Source organism: Domibacillus sp. F004, from assembly GCF_057814295.1.
This window is the reverse complement of sequence record NZ_JBVATB010000014.1, coordinates 1-17,343: the sequence shown is the minus strand read 5'-3', so window position 1 is coordinate 17,343 and position 17,343 is coordinate 1. Positions and strand designations below refer to the sequence as shown.

Genomic DNA, 17,343 nt, shown 5'->3' with positions numbered 1-17,343 from the left:
GGTGAGCTAGCGTTTGGATACACAAATTTTACGACCAAAACACCATGTTCGCTTTGTAACAGCGGCAGCCCTCTTTGACGGCCATGATGCGGCTATTAATATCATGCGGCGTATTCTTCAAGCTTCAGGGGTGGAGGTCATTCATTTAGGTCATAACCGTTCTGTAGATGAAGTGGTGAACGCGGCCATTCAGGAAGATGTACAAGGGATTGCTATAAGTACCTATCAAGGCGGTCATATAGAATATTTGAAGTATATGTATGATTTGCTTCAGAAAAAGGGAGCTGGTCATATCAAAATCTTTGCTGGAGGAGGAGGCGTCATTGTTCCAGCTGAGATTAAGGAATTAATGGAATATGGCATTGCAAAAATATTTTCACCAGATGATGGCCGTGAGCTTGGGATGCAAGGCATGATTAACCATATGATTCGGGAAACTGATTACCCAACACCAAAACATTTGGATCACGAAATAACCGAGATAAAGGAAAAACATTGGGGTTCAATCGCAAAATTAATCACGATGGCCGAGGAAAACCAATTGATAAATGGAACAGAAGGGATCAACTCAATTCAGAAATGGAAAGTAGACGTTCCAAATGTGCCCGTCTTAGGGATAACAGGAACTGGAGGAGCAGGAAAAAGCTCTTTAACCGATGAATTAGTAAGACGTTATCTTAGGCAGTTCCCAAATCGTTCCATTGCGATTATCTGCGTGGATCCTTCTAAAATGAAAACAGGGGGGGCATTACTTGGAGACCGTATTCGAATGAATGCGATTAACAATCCACGTGTTTATATGCGAAGTCTAGCAACTCGGGGATCTAATACAGAATTAAGTGATGCCACAAAGGAAGCCATCAATGTAGTCAAAATAGCTGGCTATGATTTCGTTATTATTGAAACAAGTGGAATTGGACAAGGAGCCTCTGGCATTGTTGACCTATGTGACATATCCATGTATGTAATGACAAGCGAATTTGGTGCTACCACCCAGCTTGAAAAAATCGATATGCTTGATTTTGCTGATCTAGTTGTCATCAACAAATTTGAACGCCGGGGCTCTGAAGATGCGTTGCGCGATGTCCGTAAGCAATTTCAGAGAAGTCGTCAGTTATTTGATCTACCGGATGTGAATTTGCCCATATTTGGAACTATTGCTAGTCAGTTTAATGACCAAGGAACCAATATACTCTTTGCTAATTTAATGAAGTTGGTTGAGGAGAAAACAAATAGCAGTTGGCCAACAGACTATGATACTGAATTAAAAAAAGTAATAAAGAAAAACCTTGTTATCCCATCTGATAGAACGGCTTATTTAGGTGAAATTGTCCAAACGGTTTATCAGTATCAAAAATTTTCAGAAGAACAAGTAGATTTGATTCGAAAACGATTTCAGTTGCAAGGAACAAAAGCGCTTATAGAGAAAGACAATGGACACATAATGTCTCAGGAAGAAGCTCAAGTTTTTATGGACAAGCTAGATGATATAATTGCTGATTACGAAGATACAATTCATCCAGAATGCAAAAAAATGGTGGATGAGTGGCCAGAAATTCGTGAGCTCTACCAACAAAATCAACTCGTTACGAAAGTTCGCGGGAAAGAAATTCTCACGGAGTTATATACAGAATCACTCGCTGGAAATAAAATTCCACGCGTCAGTGTTCCGAAGTTTGAAGATCCTGGGGAAATTCTCTGCTGGCTGATGAAAGAAAATCTCCCTGGATCTTTTCCTTATACAGCCGGTGTGTTTCCATTTAAGCGCACTAATGAAGACCCAAAACGTCAATTTGCTGGAGAAGGTACGCCTGATCGAACTAATCGACGATTTCATTACCTCTGTAAAAACGATGAGGCAAAAAGATTATCTACCGCCTTTGACAGTGTCACATTATATGGCCAAGATCCGGATTATCGACCTGATATTTATGGGAAAATTGGAAACAGCGGCGTAAATATCTGTACAGTGGATGACATGAAAAAGCTCTATAAAGGATTTGATCTTTGTGATCCATCCACCAGTGTATCTATGACTATAAACGGACCAGCGCCTATTATATTGGCCATGTTCATGAATACAGCTATTGACCAGCAGGTTGAGAAATTTGAAGAGAAGAATAGAAAAAGGCCTAACAAAAAAGAATTTGAACAGATTAAGGAATGGACGCTGCAAACAGTGCGAGGCACTGTACAAGCAGATATTCTAAAAGAAGATCAAGGCCAAAATACTTGCATTTTTTCTACCGAGTTTGCACTTAAAATGATGGGAGATATTCAGCAATATTTTATTGATCATAAAATACGCAACTACTATTCTGTCAGTATCAGCGGATATCATATTGCCGAGGCAGGAGCCAATCCGATTTCTCAATTGGCATTTACTCTCGCTAATGGCTTCACTTTTGTAGAATATTACTTAAGTCGCGGGATGAACATTGATGATTTTGCACCGAATCTCTCCTTCTTTTTCAGCAATGGGTTAGATCCTGAATACACCGTCATGGGTCGCGTCGCGCGTCGAATTTGGTCCACAGTTATTAAAAATAAGTATGGGGGAAATGAACGCAGTCAAAAGCTTAAATATCATATTCAAACATCGGGTCGTTCCCTTCATGCACAAGAAATGGACTTCAATGATATCCGTACGACGCTGCAAGCATTAATAGCGATTAATGACAACTGTAACTCTTTGCATACAAATGCCTATGATGAAGCGATCACAACACCAACTGAAAATTCTGTACGTCGGGCTATGGCCATTCAAATGATTATTAACAAAGAATTAGGAATCGTGAAGAATGAAAACCCGTTGCAGGGATCTTTTATTATTGATGAACTCACCGATCTTGTCGAAGAAGCAGTACTAGCCGAATTTATGCGTATCCATGATCGAGGGGGCGTACTTGGTGCGATGGAAACACAATATCAACGTGGAAAAATCCAAGAAGAATCGCTTTATTATGAACATAAAAAACACTCTGGAGAATTGCCGATTATTGGAGTTAATACATTCCTCAAGCCAAATACGGATGACAACGCGTATAAAATTGAATTAGCGCGTTCAACAGAACAAGAAAAACAAACCCAGATTCGTCATCTGAATGAATTTTGGTCTCGAAATAAAGAAAGTACATCAAAAGCATTGAATCGGCTCAAACAAGTAGCTCTACAAAATGGAAATATTTTTGAAGAACTAATGGAATCTGTTAAAGTGGCATCTCTTGGTCAAATTACAGCAGCTCTTTATGAAGTTGGTGGACAATATCGACGGAATATGTAGCTTGAATACAATTGACTTAATATAAGCCTGAGAAGCGATGCTTTTCGAGGCTTTTTTATTGCTTTTATTTCTAAAAATAAATGATCCTCAACCTTGAACATTGGAAAATAGTCATAAAAAAGAACGAAATCATAAGTAATTACTAATGATTTGTATAAATAAAACCGACTTGACTTATCGGAATAAGAAAGCTACGATAAAATTAATCATTTTTACGTGGAGAAGTGAATGGCGAGGATTCTTGAAGCCACTCAATTATAAACAAAATGACGTACGATAAGTATATATTTTTTGTGAGGTGGATATCGATTGCAACTTCAAGTAATAAACAGTCCTTTTAATCAGGAGCAGGCAGAGCTCCTTAACCGTATTCTGCCAACCTTGACAGAATCACAAAAAGTCTGGCTAAGTGGCTATCTTGCTGCATCTCAGTCTCCTTCCGTTCCTGGAATACCGGAAGCGCCAACGGCAGAACTTCCTGCAGTGAGCACCGGACAGGCAATCTCAAAAGAAGTGACTATTCTTTATGGATCACAGACGGGCAACGCGCAAGGGCTTGCGGACCAGGCAGGCAAGATACTTGGAGAACGCGGTTTTCAAGTAACGGTCTCGTCCATGAGCGATTTCAAACCAAATAATTTGAAGAAAGTTCAAAACTTGCTTATTGTGGCGAGTACACATGGAGAAGGCGAACCGCCGGATAATGCGTTGCCGTTCCATGAGTTTCTTCATGGAAGACGGGCACCAAAACTGGATGGCCTCCGTTTTTCCGTTTTGTCTCTTGGCGACAGTTCGTATGAATTTTTCTGCGAGACGGGAAAACAATTCGATAAACGTCTTGAAGAGCTTGGTGGTGAACGTATTGCACCGCGTGTTGACTGCGACCTTGATTTTGATGAACCTGCAGCAGAATGGATTGAAAGTGTCCTAAATGCTTTAAGTGAAGCACAGGTGACAGGTAGCGCTACTGCTCCGACAGCAGCAGTAACAGCAGCTAGTGAAACAGTTTATTCGAGAACAAATCCATTTTATGCAGAAGTACTCGAAAACTTGAATTTAAACGGACGCGGTTCGAACAAAGAAACACGTCATGTTGAAATTTCGCTTGAAGGCTCCGGTCTTACTTATCAGCCTGGCGATGCGCTTGGTATTTACCCGCAAAACGATCCCAAGCTTGTTAATGAGCTTATTCAAGCATTAAATTCAAATCCAGATGAAACCGTCATGATTAATAAACAGGGTGATATTCGTTCATTGCGGGAAGCATTTACATCTCACTATGAAATTACTGTTTTGACAAAACCGCTTTTGGAAAAAATCGCTCAACTGACTGGTATTGAGGGATTGCATGAATTAACCGGTTCTGACAATGAAGAAAAACTGAAAGAATATATTGAAGGACGCGATTTACTTGATGTTGTCAAAGACTTCGGTCCATTTAACGTATCGTCGCAGGATTTTGTAGATCTTTTACGCAAAATGCCGGCACGTCTTTACTCAATTGCAAGCAGCTTAACGGCTAATCCAGATGAAGTTCATGTGACAATTGGCACGGTCCGCTATGCTACACATGGACGTGATCGAAACGGCGTCTGCTCCGTTCTATGTGCAGAGCGTCTTGAGCCGGGTGACACATTGCCAGTTTATATTCAGCATAATCAAAACTTCAAATTACCGGAAAATCCAGACACGCCAATTATTATGGTTGGACCGGGTACGGGCATTGCGCCTTTCCGTTCCTTTATGCAAGAACGTGAAGAAATCGGTACAGAAGGAAAATCATGGCTATTCTTTGGTGACCAGCATTTTGTAACAGATTTCTTATATCAAACCGAATGGCAAAAGTGGCTAAAAGACGGCGTGCTCACCAAAATGGATGTCGCATTCTCACGTGATGCAGATGAAAAAGTGTACGTTCAACACCGTATGCTTGAGCATAGCAAGGAATTGTTCGAGTGGCTTGAACAGGGCGCTTCTCTCTATGTCTGTGGCGATGAGAAAAACATGGCGCATGACGTGCAAAACACTTTGATTGATATTATTGAAAAAGAAGGCAATATGGTCCGTGAAAAAGCGGAAGCGTATGTTGCTGAGATGCAACAGCAAAAACGTTATCAGCGTGATGTGTACTGATTGTGGAGTGAAAGGAGATAATCAATATGGTGAAGAACACACTATTAAAAGCGCCAGAAGGTCCTCCAAGCGATGTTGAGGATATTAAAGAAAGAAGTAACTATTTGCGCGGCACACTGCGAGAAGTAATGCTTGACCAAATTAGTGCCGGTATTCCCGATGATGACAATCGTTTAATGAAACATCACGGCAGCTATTTGCAGGATGACCGAGATCTACGCAATGAGCGCCAAAAGCAAAAACTTGAACCTGCGTACCAGTTCATGTTACGTGTTCGTTTACCAGGCGGTGTAGCAACATCTAATCAATGGCTTGTTATGGATGATCTTGCACAAAAACACGGAAACGGAACGTTGAAACTAACAACACGCGAAACATTTCAAATGCATGGTATTTTAAAATGGAATATGAAAAAAACGATTCAAGAGATCCATTCATCTCTTCTAGATACAATCGCGGCGTGCGGTGACGTAAACCGAAACGTGATGTGTACTTCAAATCCACATCAATCTGACATTCATACGGAAGTATATGAATGGGCGAAAAAATTGAGTGATGATTTATTGCCACGCACAAGAGCGTATCATGAAATTTGGCTAGATGAAGAGAAAGTAGCCGGTACGCCTGAAGTAGAAGAAGTGGAGCCAATGTACGGACCACTTTATTTACCACGGAAGTTTAAAATTGGGATCGCGGTTCCACCAGAGAATGACATTGATGTCTTTTCACAAGACCTTGGTTTCATTGCAATTGTAGAAGATGGAAAATTAATCGGATTTAATGTAGCAGTTGGTGGCGGCATGGGCATGTCACATGGCGACAATGCAACATATCCTCAGCTTTCCAAAGTCATCGGCTTTTGTAAGCCAGACCAAATATATGACGTGGCATACCAAACGATTACAATTCAGCGCGACTATGGAAACCGTTCCGTTCGTAAAAATGCTCGATTCAAGTACACAGTGGATAGACTTGGACTAGAAACGGTAAAAGCTGAACTGGAAAACCGTCTTGGCTGGAACCTAGATGAAGCGAAGCCGTATCATTTCGATCGTAATGGCGACCGCTACGGCTGGGTGGAAGGTGTTCAAGGAAAATGGCACTTTACGCTGTTTATCGAAGGCGGCCGCGTTGCCGATTTTGAGGATTATAAGCTTATGACTGGCTTGCGTGAAATTGCTAAAATCCATACTGGCGAATTCCGTTTAACGGCCAATCAAAACGTGATCATTTCCAATGTTTCAAGTAAAGAAAAGGAAAAGATCAACGCACTTATTGAGCAATATGGTTTGACAGATGGTAAGCATTATTCCGCTCTTCGCCGCAGTTCAATCGCATGTGTAGCTCTTCCAACATGTGGTCTAGCGATGGCAGAAGCAGAACGCTATTTACCGACTTTAATTGATAAAATTGATAAAATTGTGGATGAAAACGGTCTTCGCGATAAAGAAATTACGATTCGTATGACCGGTTGCCCGAATGGCTGTGCTCGACATGCACTTGGAGAAATTGGTTTTATCGGCAAAGCACCCGGCAAATACAATATGTACCTTGGGGCAGCCTTTGACGGCAGCCGTTTAAGCAAAATGTATCGGGAAAACATTGGTGAAGAAGAAATTTTAAACGAACTGGGTGTGCTTCTTCCTCGCTACGCGAAAGAACGGCAGGACGGTGAACACTTTGGTGACTTCGTCATTCGCACCGGCGTCATCAAAGCAACAACAGACGGCACAAATTTTCATGCTTAAATTAGCTTAACAATTTCCTATAGTCCTTAAGCTTGAAAAATGTACAGTATAAATCAATGTCTAAGAACCATTGCAATTGAATTAGAAAAGGCGGGTTCCTTAAATGGCACCCGCCTTTTTATAGTCAAAATATTGTCTCGAACTCATTTATACTATTTAGAAAGAGCATGGGTGCATAATGCATCTTGAAATCAGAAAATAATCAACTTTTTTTAATCAGTTAAATTCAAAAGGGTTGTCTCTAATCACTAAAAACTGGCTATAGACAGTCTCAACTATTATAATGTAAATTTTCCTTCTAAATCATCAAATCCCTGCTCGTTGTCTTTTCGTATTTCAAACGTCGAGCCATCATGAGAAAACACACTAACTTCATAATTATTAGCACTGAAAGTTCCTTTTACATCATAAATAAAACCAATGTAATGATCTCCTTCTCCCGGTAAAAACTCTCTCTCAATAAAATGAACCTCTTTATAACCAAATTCTCCATTTAACAGCTCATTTGTAATTTCTTCCACTGAATGCATGTAACCATTCCTTTCTTTTTTGAATTTTTCACCATAATTGGAATCTAGTTTATTCAATGATCATTCATAGATGTACGTTTTGTAAGTTCTTTTTAAAACGGATTATTTATCCACTCTAAGATGATTGCATTATCTTATAGGAATCTTATTTAATCAAAGTGAATGTAAGCGAAAACATTGACAATGTAAGCGAAAAGCATGACCCTTTTTCTTATTAATTCATCCTTTTTCATAAAATATCTACTTATTTTAAAATTATGAAAATATATAAGTGTCAGCTTTAGATAATAAGAAATAGGTATAACAGTAAGGCGAGGCTTCTACACTTTTCTCTTTAAAAACAACAACGAACAAAATCAAAATTTACTTTTAACGGAAAAGATGAACTCTCATTAACGATATAGCTCATTTACCTATTATCCTGGTTTAATAAAAAATGACTAAAATAAGTCTTTATTGGAGACAGTTCATTAGTAAAACAACCGTTTTTTAATTCATAAGTAATTTTCTGTAATAAGTATGATTGATTCAAAAAGCTGATTTGATTCTTATGTTTTTAAAGCAGATCCTGATTATCAAAATAATTTCAATTCCAACTATTATAAAAAAACTGTTTTTTTCGACATACTTCGGGTAAAATAGACTGGTTATACATAGACAAACAGGGGGCCTTTAGATGTTTAAAAATAAAAAAGATAAATTTTCTGTTCTGCTTGAATCTATTTCGGTAAATTTAAAAGAAGGGGCTTATTATTTTGCAGACTATAAACTGAAAAATGCAAGCGATTTAAAAATATTTTCAGAAGAAATGAAAAGATTTGAAACTCAAGGTGATGAGTATATTCATCAAGTCATTAAAGAATTAAATAATTCCTTTATTACGCCGATTGAACGAGAAGACATTTTAGCGCTGGCTATGAGTATGGATGATGTGTTAGACGGGTTGGAAGAGACAGCAGCCATTTTTGAAATGTATTCTGTGATGCAAGCAGATGAATATATGCTTAAATTTGTTGATGCAATTCGGTCATGCACAGATGAAATTGTAAAGGCAATTGAATTATTATCCGCCAAAAAACTACCCCATATTCGCGCACATGCGATTAAAATTAAAGATTATGAAACCATTTGTGACGGGGTTTTACGCCAGTCCATTAAACATATTTTCACGATTGAAAAAGATCCGATCCGCTTAATTAAAATTAAAGAAATTTATGAGAATCTTGAAGAAATTGCAGATTCTTGCCAAGACGTTGCAAATACACTGGAAACCATTATTATGAAAAATGCTTAAGAGGTATTAACCAATGGACACTTTATTTATTATTACTATTCTTATTGTTTTTTTTGCCCTTGCTTTTGATTTCATCAATGGTTTTCACGACACAGCAAATTCGATTGCAACAGCCGTTTCAACGAAAGCACTTACGCCACGCCACGCCATTATTCTTGCTGCGGTCATGAACTTCATCGGTGCATTGACATTTACAGGTGTCGCAAAAACCATCACGAAAGACATTGTTGATCCCTTTATGCTTGAAAATGGATCGATTGTCATTTTAGCTGCTTTACTTGCTGCGATTTTTTGGAACTTGCTAACATGGTACTATGGTATTCCAAGCAGTTCATCACATGCCCTTATCGGGTCAATTGCCGGTGCTGCAATTGCATCTGCAGGATTTCAAATACTTAATTACAATGGCTTCTTTAAAATTTTACAGGCATTGATTGTTTCTCCTCTCCTTGCCTTTGCAGTTGGATTTATTGTGTATAGCTTGTTTAAAGTCATTTTCAAAAATAACAATTTAACGAAGACAAATCGGAATTTTCGTGCATTCCAAATATTTACAGCGGCCTTACAATCATATACTCATGGTACCAATGATGCACAGAAAGCAATGGGTATTATAACAATGGCACTTATTGCTAATAATTATCAACAAAACACGGATATTCAGCTGTGGGTACAAGTATCCTGTGCGCTAGCCATGGGGCTTGGAACATCAATTGGCGGATGGAAAATTATCAAAACAGTCGGCGGTAGAATTATGAAAATCCGTCCGGTTAATGGTGTGGCAGCTGATTTATCATCAGCTTTGATTATTTTCACAGCTACACTGATTCATTTGCCGGTCAGTACAACCCATGTTATCTCTTCTTCTATTCTCGGTGTTGGTACTTCACATCGTGTAAAAGGCGTAAAGTGGAATACAGCACAGCGTATGCTTGTCACCTGGGTGATTACACTTCCTATCTCTGCAACCGTGGCAGCAATTTTTTACTATATTCTAATGTTATTCTTTTAATGAAAAAAGGAGTTTTTTAACCATCAATGATCACTGATGGTTAGAAAACTCCTTTTTCGGGTAAATTGTTTAATTCATCGGCAAAATGGTCTGTTTTGTTTTCTTTATATAGGAGAAACAACTACTTATTTAACAGTTAAATGAAAGATTAATTCAAATTAAGCTAGGACAGGATACTACCGTTTTTTTATATTGCTAAATAACCATATATAATTGGAAATCAAGATGTTATTATTTTCATGTACATCAAGGATATTATATAAAATGGAGTTGGATATAATGCAAAAATCTAGAGATGTCTCTACCTCTTTTATCGAAAACAATCGAGACCCTATTCTTTTATTAGATCTTAAAGGTACTATAGTGTTAGCCAATCGTGCATTTTCACAACTGCTTGGATGGAGAAAAGAACAGCTTGAAGGAACTAACATTTTTAATTGTCCTTCTATTCCTCCCTATTTAATAGAACAGATGAAGGATTACCATCATAGCGTCGTAACATCTATGTATAACTCTTCTTATTCAATGACTGAATCCAATTCTTCAATGCTAGAGACAATCCGTGTTTCAAATGAAGGATATCCATACCATATGATGCTCTCGATCACAGCTATTTTTGATCAGGATCAGAATGTGTGTAATTGGGCTGTACATCTAAGAGATATTACAGCACAAAAAGAAGCAGAAGAAAAACTTTATCGAACAGAGAAATTAATGACCGTGGGACAGATTGCCGCAGGAATTACACATGAAATTAGAAATCCACTGACATCAGTGAAAGGACTTCTGCAATTATTGAGTTCAGAGGATAAATACAAACATGATTACCTAGATATTATAGCAAATGAATTAAACCAAATTGAAACATTTATAGATGAAATCTCTTTACTAGCAATGCCAAAAGTGACATCTTATGAAAAAACAGACATGGTCCAATTACTTCAAAGCGTTATTACATTGTTAAAAACACATGCCATGATGAATAATGTTGCAATTGAATTTGAACATGATCAACTTCCTTATATTTGGTGTAATCAAGAGGGATTAAAAAAAGCCTTTTTCAATATTGTCCAAAATGGAATCGAAGCCATGCCAACTGGTGGAACTTTACATGTTAGCATGAAATCGGACGGTGAAACTATAAATATCAAGGTGACTGATCATGGAGTTGGAATTCCAGTAGAGCGTCTTCCTAAGTTAGGAGAACCTTTTTACTCAAATAAAGAAAAGGGAATAGGGATAGGCTTAATGCTAACGTATAAAATTATCGAACAGCATAACTGGAAAATAAATGTAAAAAGTCGAGTCAGCTCTGGAACCCAAATTACGGTTTCATTACCCCTATGTAATAAAAAACCTGTACATAATAAATTAGTACTGGAAAAGAGCTAAAAATAAGCGTATAAAATGACAGCATTCGGTTTGATGGTTGATGTTCTTATCCATCAGTGTTGAGGTAATAAGTATATTTGGTCTTCCCGTCTGCTTCTTTTCCATATTGCGGTGATTATATTTCTATTGCTCCCCCTACGAAGGCCCCTTAAAGGGTCTTGTAATATAGCTGCTCACATGGATAAAGAGAGTTTATGCCCATCTTCTTTATTTTCATTGCTTCTTCTTTTGTCAACCCCTTTACCTGCTTAGCATATTCAAAAAAATCTCCCCCTGATTTTTCAATTGAATTGACTTTCCCTTGTAATAAAAAAGCTTCTAATTAAACATACCTTTCAAGTAACAAACATGGTAGCCGAGTAGAATACATTCCTTTTTAGTTTTCATGAAAGATTTATATTCAGAAAAAAGAAAAAATCCAACAATATTCGTCAAAGGACATTTGCTTGATGCACCGAACTTTACACATAAGCGAAAAAACCTGCTCGAAAACTTTCACGAAACGGATCATTCATCTTTGCAGAGCGTTGCACTAGGTTTCTTTATCAGACATAGTCGTTGAAACTTATCTTGAAAGGATGATTGAAAACATGAATCAAACTGAAGAACAACGTACTGAAAACCTTGATGATTTACGCTTAACCGTCAAAGAAGCCGCAAAACACATTCAGGAAAGTCCTGGTGTTGTTCGCAATTGGATGAGAGAATTAAAATCCCATATTCCCACTATACAAGGCGAAAATGGCTATCACTACTTTGATCAATCGGCATTAGACAAGTTAGTGTTGATCCGTAAGCTAAACCGTGATCAGAATTACTCACTTAAACAAATTGATTATTATTTTTCTAACGGTGAGACACAGATTCAGACTGAACCAGTCCATGTAGTCTCTAATGACATTCGTGAGGATTTAAAAACAATTGTAGATCGCCTGGAACTACAACAACAATTCAATCAGGCGCTGGTTACAAAATTAGATGAACAACAACAATACATCAAAGATTCTCTCATTAAGCGGGATCAAATGTTGCTTGAATCCCTCAAAGCATCACAAGAAGCCCGAAAAGCTGAAGTAAATAATAGAAAAAAGGGATTTTTAGGACGTATGTTTCAGATGAGCGAATAAGCAGAAGTAATGATATTGTTCTCGTAAAGGGACATAAAACGAGAATGAGTATTTATATTTTTGAGACTCAATAGATTAATTTTTTCACCTAATCGTAAACCTTTGAAAGCCTGAACAAAATAGCTAAATTATCTTTCATTGAATGTTTAATAAAAAAGGAGTCTGCTTTTGATCAATCTATTCCAAAAGCAGACTCCTTTTTTAAATTCTGGCTTATAGACTATGTATAGTTTTCTGATAAATGGAAAACCTACTGTTATTATGGTATCAAATGGAGGATTTATTGTGACCGATAACAATCTACCAGGCGGAAAATTACCACCGGTTCCTGAGCCCTATTGGAGAGACTTTATTGATTTGTCTGAATTTCCATGTTTGGATAAAGATATTCATGTAGACGCTGTGATTGTGGGAGGCGGTATTACTGGAATCACATCTGCTTACCTTTTAGCTAATGAAGGATTAAAGGTGGCCGTTTTAGAAGCGGGAAAATTGCTGAATGGAACGACGGGACACACAACAGCGAAAATCACTGCCCAGCATGATTTAATCTATGATGAATTCACTCATCATTTCGGAAAAAACAAGACTCGGTTATATTATGAAGCTAATGTGGAAGCGCTAAACTTTATCAAAAAAACAGTAGACCAACATCAAATTAATTGTGACTTTAACACACAGGATGCTTACCTGTATGCCACCACAAATGAATATGCAAGCAAAATTGAGAAAGAAGCGAAAGCATACGAAAATATCGGGATAGATGGCGGACTGGTTGAAACTATTCCTTTCGATATAGAAATAAAAAATGGACTTGTTATGAAAAATCAGGCTCAGTTTCATCCTCTTAAATATCTGACTCATCTTATTAAAATTATCAAGGAAAAAGGCGGTCTTATCTTTGAAAACACGACAGCTGTAAATGTTGAAACTGGGCATCAGCCAACCGTTCTGACTCGTGAAGGATTACGTGTCAAGTGCAACCATGTCCTTTCTTGCTCACATTTCCCATTTTATGAGGGGCTAGGGTTTTATTCGACAAGAATGTATGCAGATCGTTCATATATTCTTGCTGCCAAAACAAAGAAAGCCTATCCAGGCGGTATGTACCTTAGTGTCGATCAGCCGGCACGTTCACTTCGTTCCGCCACGATGAACGGCGAAGAGATTGTGCTTATTGGAGGAGAGAGTCATAAAACCGGTCAAGGAAAAGACACGATGGAATATTACAAAGCGTTGGAAACCTTTGGTGAACAGGTTTTTGGACTTGAACACATTCTCTATCGTTGGTCAGCCCAGGATTTAACCACACTGGACAAGATTCCTTATATTGGAGAAATAACCGCCAACCAGCCTAATATCTTGATCGCTACTGGTTACAGAAAATGGGGGATGTCTAACGGTACGGCTGCTGCTCTTTTATTTCGAGATATGATTTTAAACAAAAAAAATGCCTATCAAAGTCTCTATACCCCATCACGATTTTATGCGCATCCTAGTCTGAAAAATTTCCTAGTAGAGAATGCAGATGTCGCCGCCCATTTAATTAAAGGAAAACTTGAATGGCCTACTAAAAATGCGAAAGACTTAGCTAATGGCGAAGGGGCAGTTATTACTATCAAAGGACACAGAAAAGGTGCTTATAAAGATGATGAAGGGAAACTACATATTGTAGACACAACCTGCACTCACATAGGTTGTGAAGTTGAATGGAATAATGGTGACCGGACTTGGGATTGCCCATGCCATGGATCAAGGTTTTCATATACCGGAGAAGTCATTGAAGGTCCGGCCGAAAAACCGTTACAGCGGCATGATCATACGATGCTGGACAATCTTACATCGGAGGATTCCGGCTATTAAAGTTGACCTTACTGCAGCAGAAGCGCTCTGCTGCAGTTTTTGATGTAATCACTATCTCCTTCTTTGTCAATTTGAAGGGTGAAAATTGCTCCAATCGACGCAAGCATATTATCAATGACCAGCTATTAACCATACGTTTTTTAGATACCTTTTTGTAATATATTAACGTGGATGAAAACCTTGGTGAGTTAGCTTAAGAGTCAAAAAAGCTACCGAACTTTCATGAAGGTTCTAGTATTATCCACAATTGTGTAGGAAATTAAAGTTGATTTAGCTGCTATATGGGGAGTAAAATTATTGGATTAAACAAATTGAGCACTACTTTGCCGATAGAGGGAAACACATCAAACCTAAACCCATGTATAAAGTCTCTAATGACATTTATAGAGAAAATGGATATTCCTGTTTTAGTTAAAAAGAAAGTTGACTAGAAATGATAAGGTCTGTTTATAAAGTAAAGTGGGTAGGATTGAGCAATCTAGTGAGGTATTTTAATGACTTTTTGAGACAGCGGTTTGACTAATCGGTTGTTCTATCTTAAATTATGTATGGAGAATGCGAGTTTCAAACTTGAACCCACCATCGTGACAAACCTAGATTCTATATTTGAAATAATCCGAATTAATGTGGCTGGGCTAGCTGGATTCGAACCAGCGCGTGACGGAGTCAAAGTCCGTTGCCTTACCGCTTGGCTATAGCCCAATAAAAAATGAAAATATGGGGCGATCGAGGGGAATCGAACCCCCGAGTGTCGGAGCCACAATCCGATGCGTTAACCACTTCGCCACGACCGCCATTATTTTATTCATTAGTTGATTTGGCAGGGGCAGTAGGAATCGAACCCACACTGGAGGTTTTGGAGACCTCTGTTCTACCGTTAAACTATGCCCCTCTGCAAGGAATGATATGGTGGAGGGGGGCAGATTCGAACTGCCGAACCCGAAGGAGCGGATTTACAGTCCGCCGCGTTTAGCCACTTCGCTACCCCTCCATATTTAGTTTAGTTGTTCTACCACTGAGCTACTGCAGAATAAATGGGCCTGAATGGACTCGAACCATCGACCTCACGCTTATCAGGCGTGCGCTCTAACCAGCTGAGCTACAGGCCCATTATATAAATAATGGAGCGGGTGATGGGAATCGAACCCACGACATCAGCTTGGAAGGCTGAGGTTTTACCATTAAACTACACCCGCTAAAAGATAAAAAAACAGACTAGGCGTCTGATCAGAATCAAAACTACAATCTAATTCATTAAACACTTTGCCTACTATAATTAAAAATGGTGGCTCAGGACGGAATCGAACCGCCGACACAAGGATTTTCAGTCCTTTGCTCTACCAACTGAGCTACTAAGCCATATTTAAAAATGGCGGTCCGGACGGGACTCGAACCCGCGACCTCCTGCGTGACAGGCAGGCATTCTAACCAACTGAACTACCGGACCAACGATTGCGGGGGCAGGATTTGAACCTGCGACCTTCGGGTTATGAGCCCGACGAGCTACCGAGCTGCTCCACCCCGCGATAATAATAAAATAAAATGGAGGAGGAAGAGGGATTCGAACCCCCGCGGGATTTGACTCCCCTGTCGGTTTTCAAGACCGATCCCTTCAGCCAGACTTGGGTATTCCTCCATAAGATAAACGATCTAGCTTATAAACTAGAACCTGCAATTAGGCAATGATGAATCGTATACTCCAATTAATGCCTTTATAAAGAAAACATAATTGATGGTGGAGCCTAGCGGGATCGAACCGCTGACCTCCTGCGTGCAAAGCAGGCGCTCTCCCAGCTGAGCTAAGGCCCCCAATATTTTAATTGGTCGGGAAGACAGGATTCGAACCTGCGACCCCTTGGTCCCAAACCAAGTGCTCTACCAAGCTGAGCTACTTCCCGATTCTAAAAATGATAATTTTAAAATTTCTTTATCAAATATATATTTTATTGGCAAGATCAGATGAAATTGTGTCTTTCATCTTTCAATCATTGTTAAATAATGTATACAAAAATTCACTTTTTTAAATAATAAATGGTGCCGAGAACCGGAATCGAACCGGTACGGTAGTCACCTACCGCAGGATTTTAAGTCCTGTGCGTCTGCCAGTTCCGCCACCCCGGCACATCATTCAATTATTGGAGCGGAAGACGGGATTCGAACCCGCGACCCCCACCTTGGCAAGGTGATGTTCTACCACTGAACTACTTCCGCAAAGTGCGGGTGAAGGGACTTGAACCCCCACGCCTTGCGGCGCCAGATCCTAAGTCTGGTGCGTCTGCCAATTCCGCCACACCCGCAATATAAATGGTGAGCCATGAAGGATTCGAACCTTCGACCCTCTGATTAAAAGTCAGATGCTCTACCAACTGAGCTAATGGCTCTTAAAAGTGTTGTTAGCAGAAGGAATTAAAATCCTATGCCCAACTAATTAAAGTTCAATTGCTCTACATCAGCATTTTAAAATTGTAAATAATGATGAAGTATATGACCCCTACGGGATTCGAACCCGTGTTACCGCCGTGAAAGGGCGGTGTCTTAACCGCTTGACCAAGGGGCCACCATGCTAGTATGTATAGGTGAGTATGCTCGATAGAAAGCATCCATAAAAATGGCTCCGCAGGCAAGACTCGAACTTGCGACCGATCGGTTAACAGCCGATTGCTCTACCACTGAGCTACTGCGGAATAATATAAGTTGATAATAATTTAAATACTGTTTCAACTAATAGTATACCTCTGGAGCGCTTAATTTCTTTGCTTATTAATAAACGACAGCTATAAAATCATATCATTTTTATAACATTTAATCAATATTTTTTTGTTTCATATTAACAAAAAAAGAACAGTTTTCACTGTTCTTTTTTTACTGCCTGGCGGCGTCCTGCTCTCACAGGGGGAAACCCCCAACTACCATCGGCGCTGAAGAGCTTAACTGCCGTGTTCGGGATGGGAACGGGTGTGA

9 protein-coding genes, 18 tRNA genes and 1 rRNA gene are annotated in these 17,343 nt (G+C 39.1%); 8 read left to right on the top strand and 20 right to left on the bottom strand.

Annotation, left to right across the window (positions count from 1 at the left end; all coding sequences use genetic code 11):
• Positions 1 to 13: 13 nt before the first annotated feature.
• The 3 genes from icmF to cysI all read left to right on the top strand — a co-directional run bounded on the left by icmF (position 14) and on the right by cysI (position 7,164).
• Positions 14 to 3,283, top strand: coding sequence for a fused isobutyryl-CoA mutase/GTPase IcmF (gene icmF, locus ACZYRN_RS18875; RefSeq protein WP_488913126.1), 3,270 nt, complete (start codon positions 14 to 16; stop codon positions 3,281 to 3,283).
• Between the two features lie 309 nt (positions 3,284 to 3,592).
• On the top strand, positions 3,593 to 5,416 hold the full coding sequence (locus ACZYRN_RS18870) for an assimilatory sulfite reductase (NADPH) flavoprotein subunit (protein ID WP_488913125.1): 1,824 nt from the start codon (positions 3,593 to 3,595) through the stop codon (positions 5,414 to 5,416).
• A gap of 26 nt (positions 5,417 to 5,442) precedes the next feature.
• Positions 5,443 to 7,164 carry an assimilatory sulfite reductase (NADPH) hemoprotein subunit gene (cysI, locus tag ACZYRN_RS18865; RefSeq protein ID WP_488913124.1) on the top strand — a complete coding sequence of 574 codons (1,722 nt, stop codon included), beginning with the start codon at positions 5,443 to 5,445 and terminating at the stop codon, positions 7,162 to 7,164.
• A 278-nt stretch (positions 7,165 to 7,442) separates the two neighbouring features.
• On the opposite strand, the gene ACZYRN_RS18860 is transcribed toward cysI, so the two are convergent.
• Positions 7,443 to 7,694, bottom strand: a complete 252-nt coding sequence (locus ACZYRN_RS18860; RefSeq protein WP_488913123.1) for a hypothetical protein — start codon at positions 7,692 to 7,694, stop codon at positions 7,443 to 7,445.
• A 676-nt stretch (positions 7,695 to 8,370) separates the two neighbouring features.
• Here ACZYRN_RS18860 and ACZYRN_RS18855 point away from each other — a divergent pair.
• The 5 genes from ACZYRN_RS18855 to ACZYRN_RS18835 all read left to right on the top strand — a co-directional run bounded on the left by ACZYRN_RS18855 (position 8,371) and on the right by ACZYRN_RS18835 (position 14,382).
• Entirely contained in the window at positions 8,371 to 8,988 is a 618-nt protein-coding gene (locus ACZYRN_RS18855) for a DUF47 domain-containing protein (protein ID WP_488913122.1), read from the top strand.
• 13 nt (positions 8,989 to 9,001) lie between these two features.
• Positions 9,002 to 10,000, top strand: coding sequence for an inorganic phosphate transporter (locus tag ACZYRN_RS18850; protein ID WP_488913121.1), 999 nt, complete (start codon positions 9,002 to 9,004; stop codon positions 9,998 to 10,000).
• Positions 10,001 to 10,279: 279 nt separating this feature from the next.
• Positions 10,280 to 11,392 (top strand): ATP-binding protein, encoded by a 1,113-nt coding sequence (locus ACZYRN_RS18845; RefSeq protein WP_488913120.1) that lies wholly within the window; start codon positions 10,280 to 10,282, stop codon positions 11,390 to 11,392.
• A 590-nt stretch (positions 11,393 to 11,982) separates the two neighbouring features.
• Positions 11,983 to 12,519 (top strand): MerR family transcriptional regulator, encoded by a 537-nt coding sequence (locus ACZYRN_RS18840; protein WP_488913119.1) that lies wholly within the window; start codon positions 11,983 to 11,985, stop codon positions 12,517 to 12,519.
• 261 nt (positions 12,520 to 12,780) lie between these two features.
• Positions 12,781 to 14,382 carry an FAD-dependent oxidoreductase gene (locus ACZYRN_RS18835; RefSeq protein ID WP_488913138.1) on the top strand — a complete coding sequence of 534 codons (1,602 nt, stop codon included), beginning with the start codon at positions 12,781 to 12,783 and terminating at the stop codon, positions 14,380 to 14,382.
• Positions 14,383 to 15,009: 627 nt separating this feature from the next.
• On the opposite strand, the gene ACZYRN_RS18830 is transcribed toward ACZYRN_RS18835, so the two are convergent.
• The 19 genes from ACZYRN_RS18830 to rrf all read right to left on the bottom strand — a co-directional run.
• A tRNA-Gln gene (locus ACZYRN_RS18830) sits at positions 15,010 to 15,084 on the bottom strand.
• Between the two features lie 16 nt (positions 15,085 to 15,100).
• Positions 15,101 to 15,176, bottom strand: a tRNA-His gene (locus ACZYRN_RS18825).
• 24 nt (positions 15,177 to 15,200) lie between these two features.
• Positions 15,201 to 15,274 (bottom strand) — tRNA-Trp (locus ACZYRN_RS18820).
• A 15-nt stretch (positions 15,275 to 15,289) separates the two neighbouring features.
• Positions 15,290 to 15,373: transfer RNA gene (locus tag ACZYRN_RS18815), tRNA-Tyr, on the bottom strand.
• 44 nt (positions 15,374 to 15,417) lie between these two features.
• Positions 15,418 to 15,491, bottom strand: a tRNA-Ile gene (locus ACZYRN_RS18810).
• Between the two features lie 13 nt (positions 15,492 to 15,504).
• Positions 15,505 to 15,578, bottom strand: a tRNA-Gly gene (locus ACZYRN_RS18805).
• 87 nt (positions 15,579 to 15,665) lie between these two features.
• A tRNA-Phe gene (locus ACZYRN_RS18800) sits at positions 15,666 to 15,741 on the bottom strand.
• Between the two features lie 11 nt (positions 15,742 to 15,752).
• A tRNA-Asp gene (locus tag ACZYRN_RS18795) sits at positions 15,753 to 15,829 on the bottom strand.
• 5 nt (positions 15,830 to 15,834) lie between these two features.
• Positions 15,835 to 15,908, bottom strand: a tRNA-Met gene (locus ACZYRN_RS18790).
• A gap of 17 nt (positions 15,909 to 15,925) precedes the next feature.
• Positions 15,926 to 16,018, bottom strand: a tRNA-Ser gene (locus ACZYRN_RS18785).
• A gap of 97 nt (positions 16,019 to 16,115) precedes the next feature.
• Positions 16,116 to 16,191, bottom strand: a tRNA-Ala gene (locus ACZYRN_RS18780).
• Between the two features lie 12 nt (positions 16,192 to 16,203).
• A tRNA-Pro gene (locus tag ACZYRN_RS18775) sits at positions 16,204 to 16,280 on the bottom strand.
• 134 nt (positions 16,281 to 16,414) lie between these two features.
• Positions 16,415 to 16,503 (bottom strand) — tRNA-Leu (locus tag ACZYRN_RS18770).
• A gap of 15 nt (positions 16,504 to 16,518) precedes the next feature.
• A tRNA-Gly gene (locus tag ACZYRN_RS18765) sits at positions 16,519 to 16,593 on the bottom strand.
• Between the two features lie 4 nt (positions 16,594 to 16,597).
• Positions 16,598 to 16,679 (bottom strand) — tRNA-Leu (locus ACZYRN_RS18760).
• Between the two features lie 8 nt (positions 16,680 to 16,687).
• Positions 16,688 to 16,763: transfer RNA gene (locus tag ACZYRN_RS18755), tRNA-Lys, on the bottom strand.
• A gap of 104 nt (positions 16,764 to 16,867) precedes the next feature.
• Positions 16,868 to 16,939 (bottom strand) — tRNA-Glu (locus tag ACZYRN_RS18750).
• A gap of 52 nt (positions 16,940 to 16,991) precedes the next feature.
• Positions 16,992 to 17,066, bottom strand: a tRNA-Asn gene (locus ACZYRN_RS18745).
• Positions 17,067 to 17,249: 183 nt separating this feature from the next.
• Positions 17,250 to 17,343, bottom strand: a 5S ribosomal RNA gene (gene rrf / locus ACZYRN_RS18740); the annotation flags it as partial.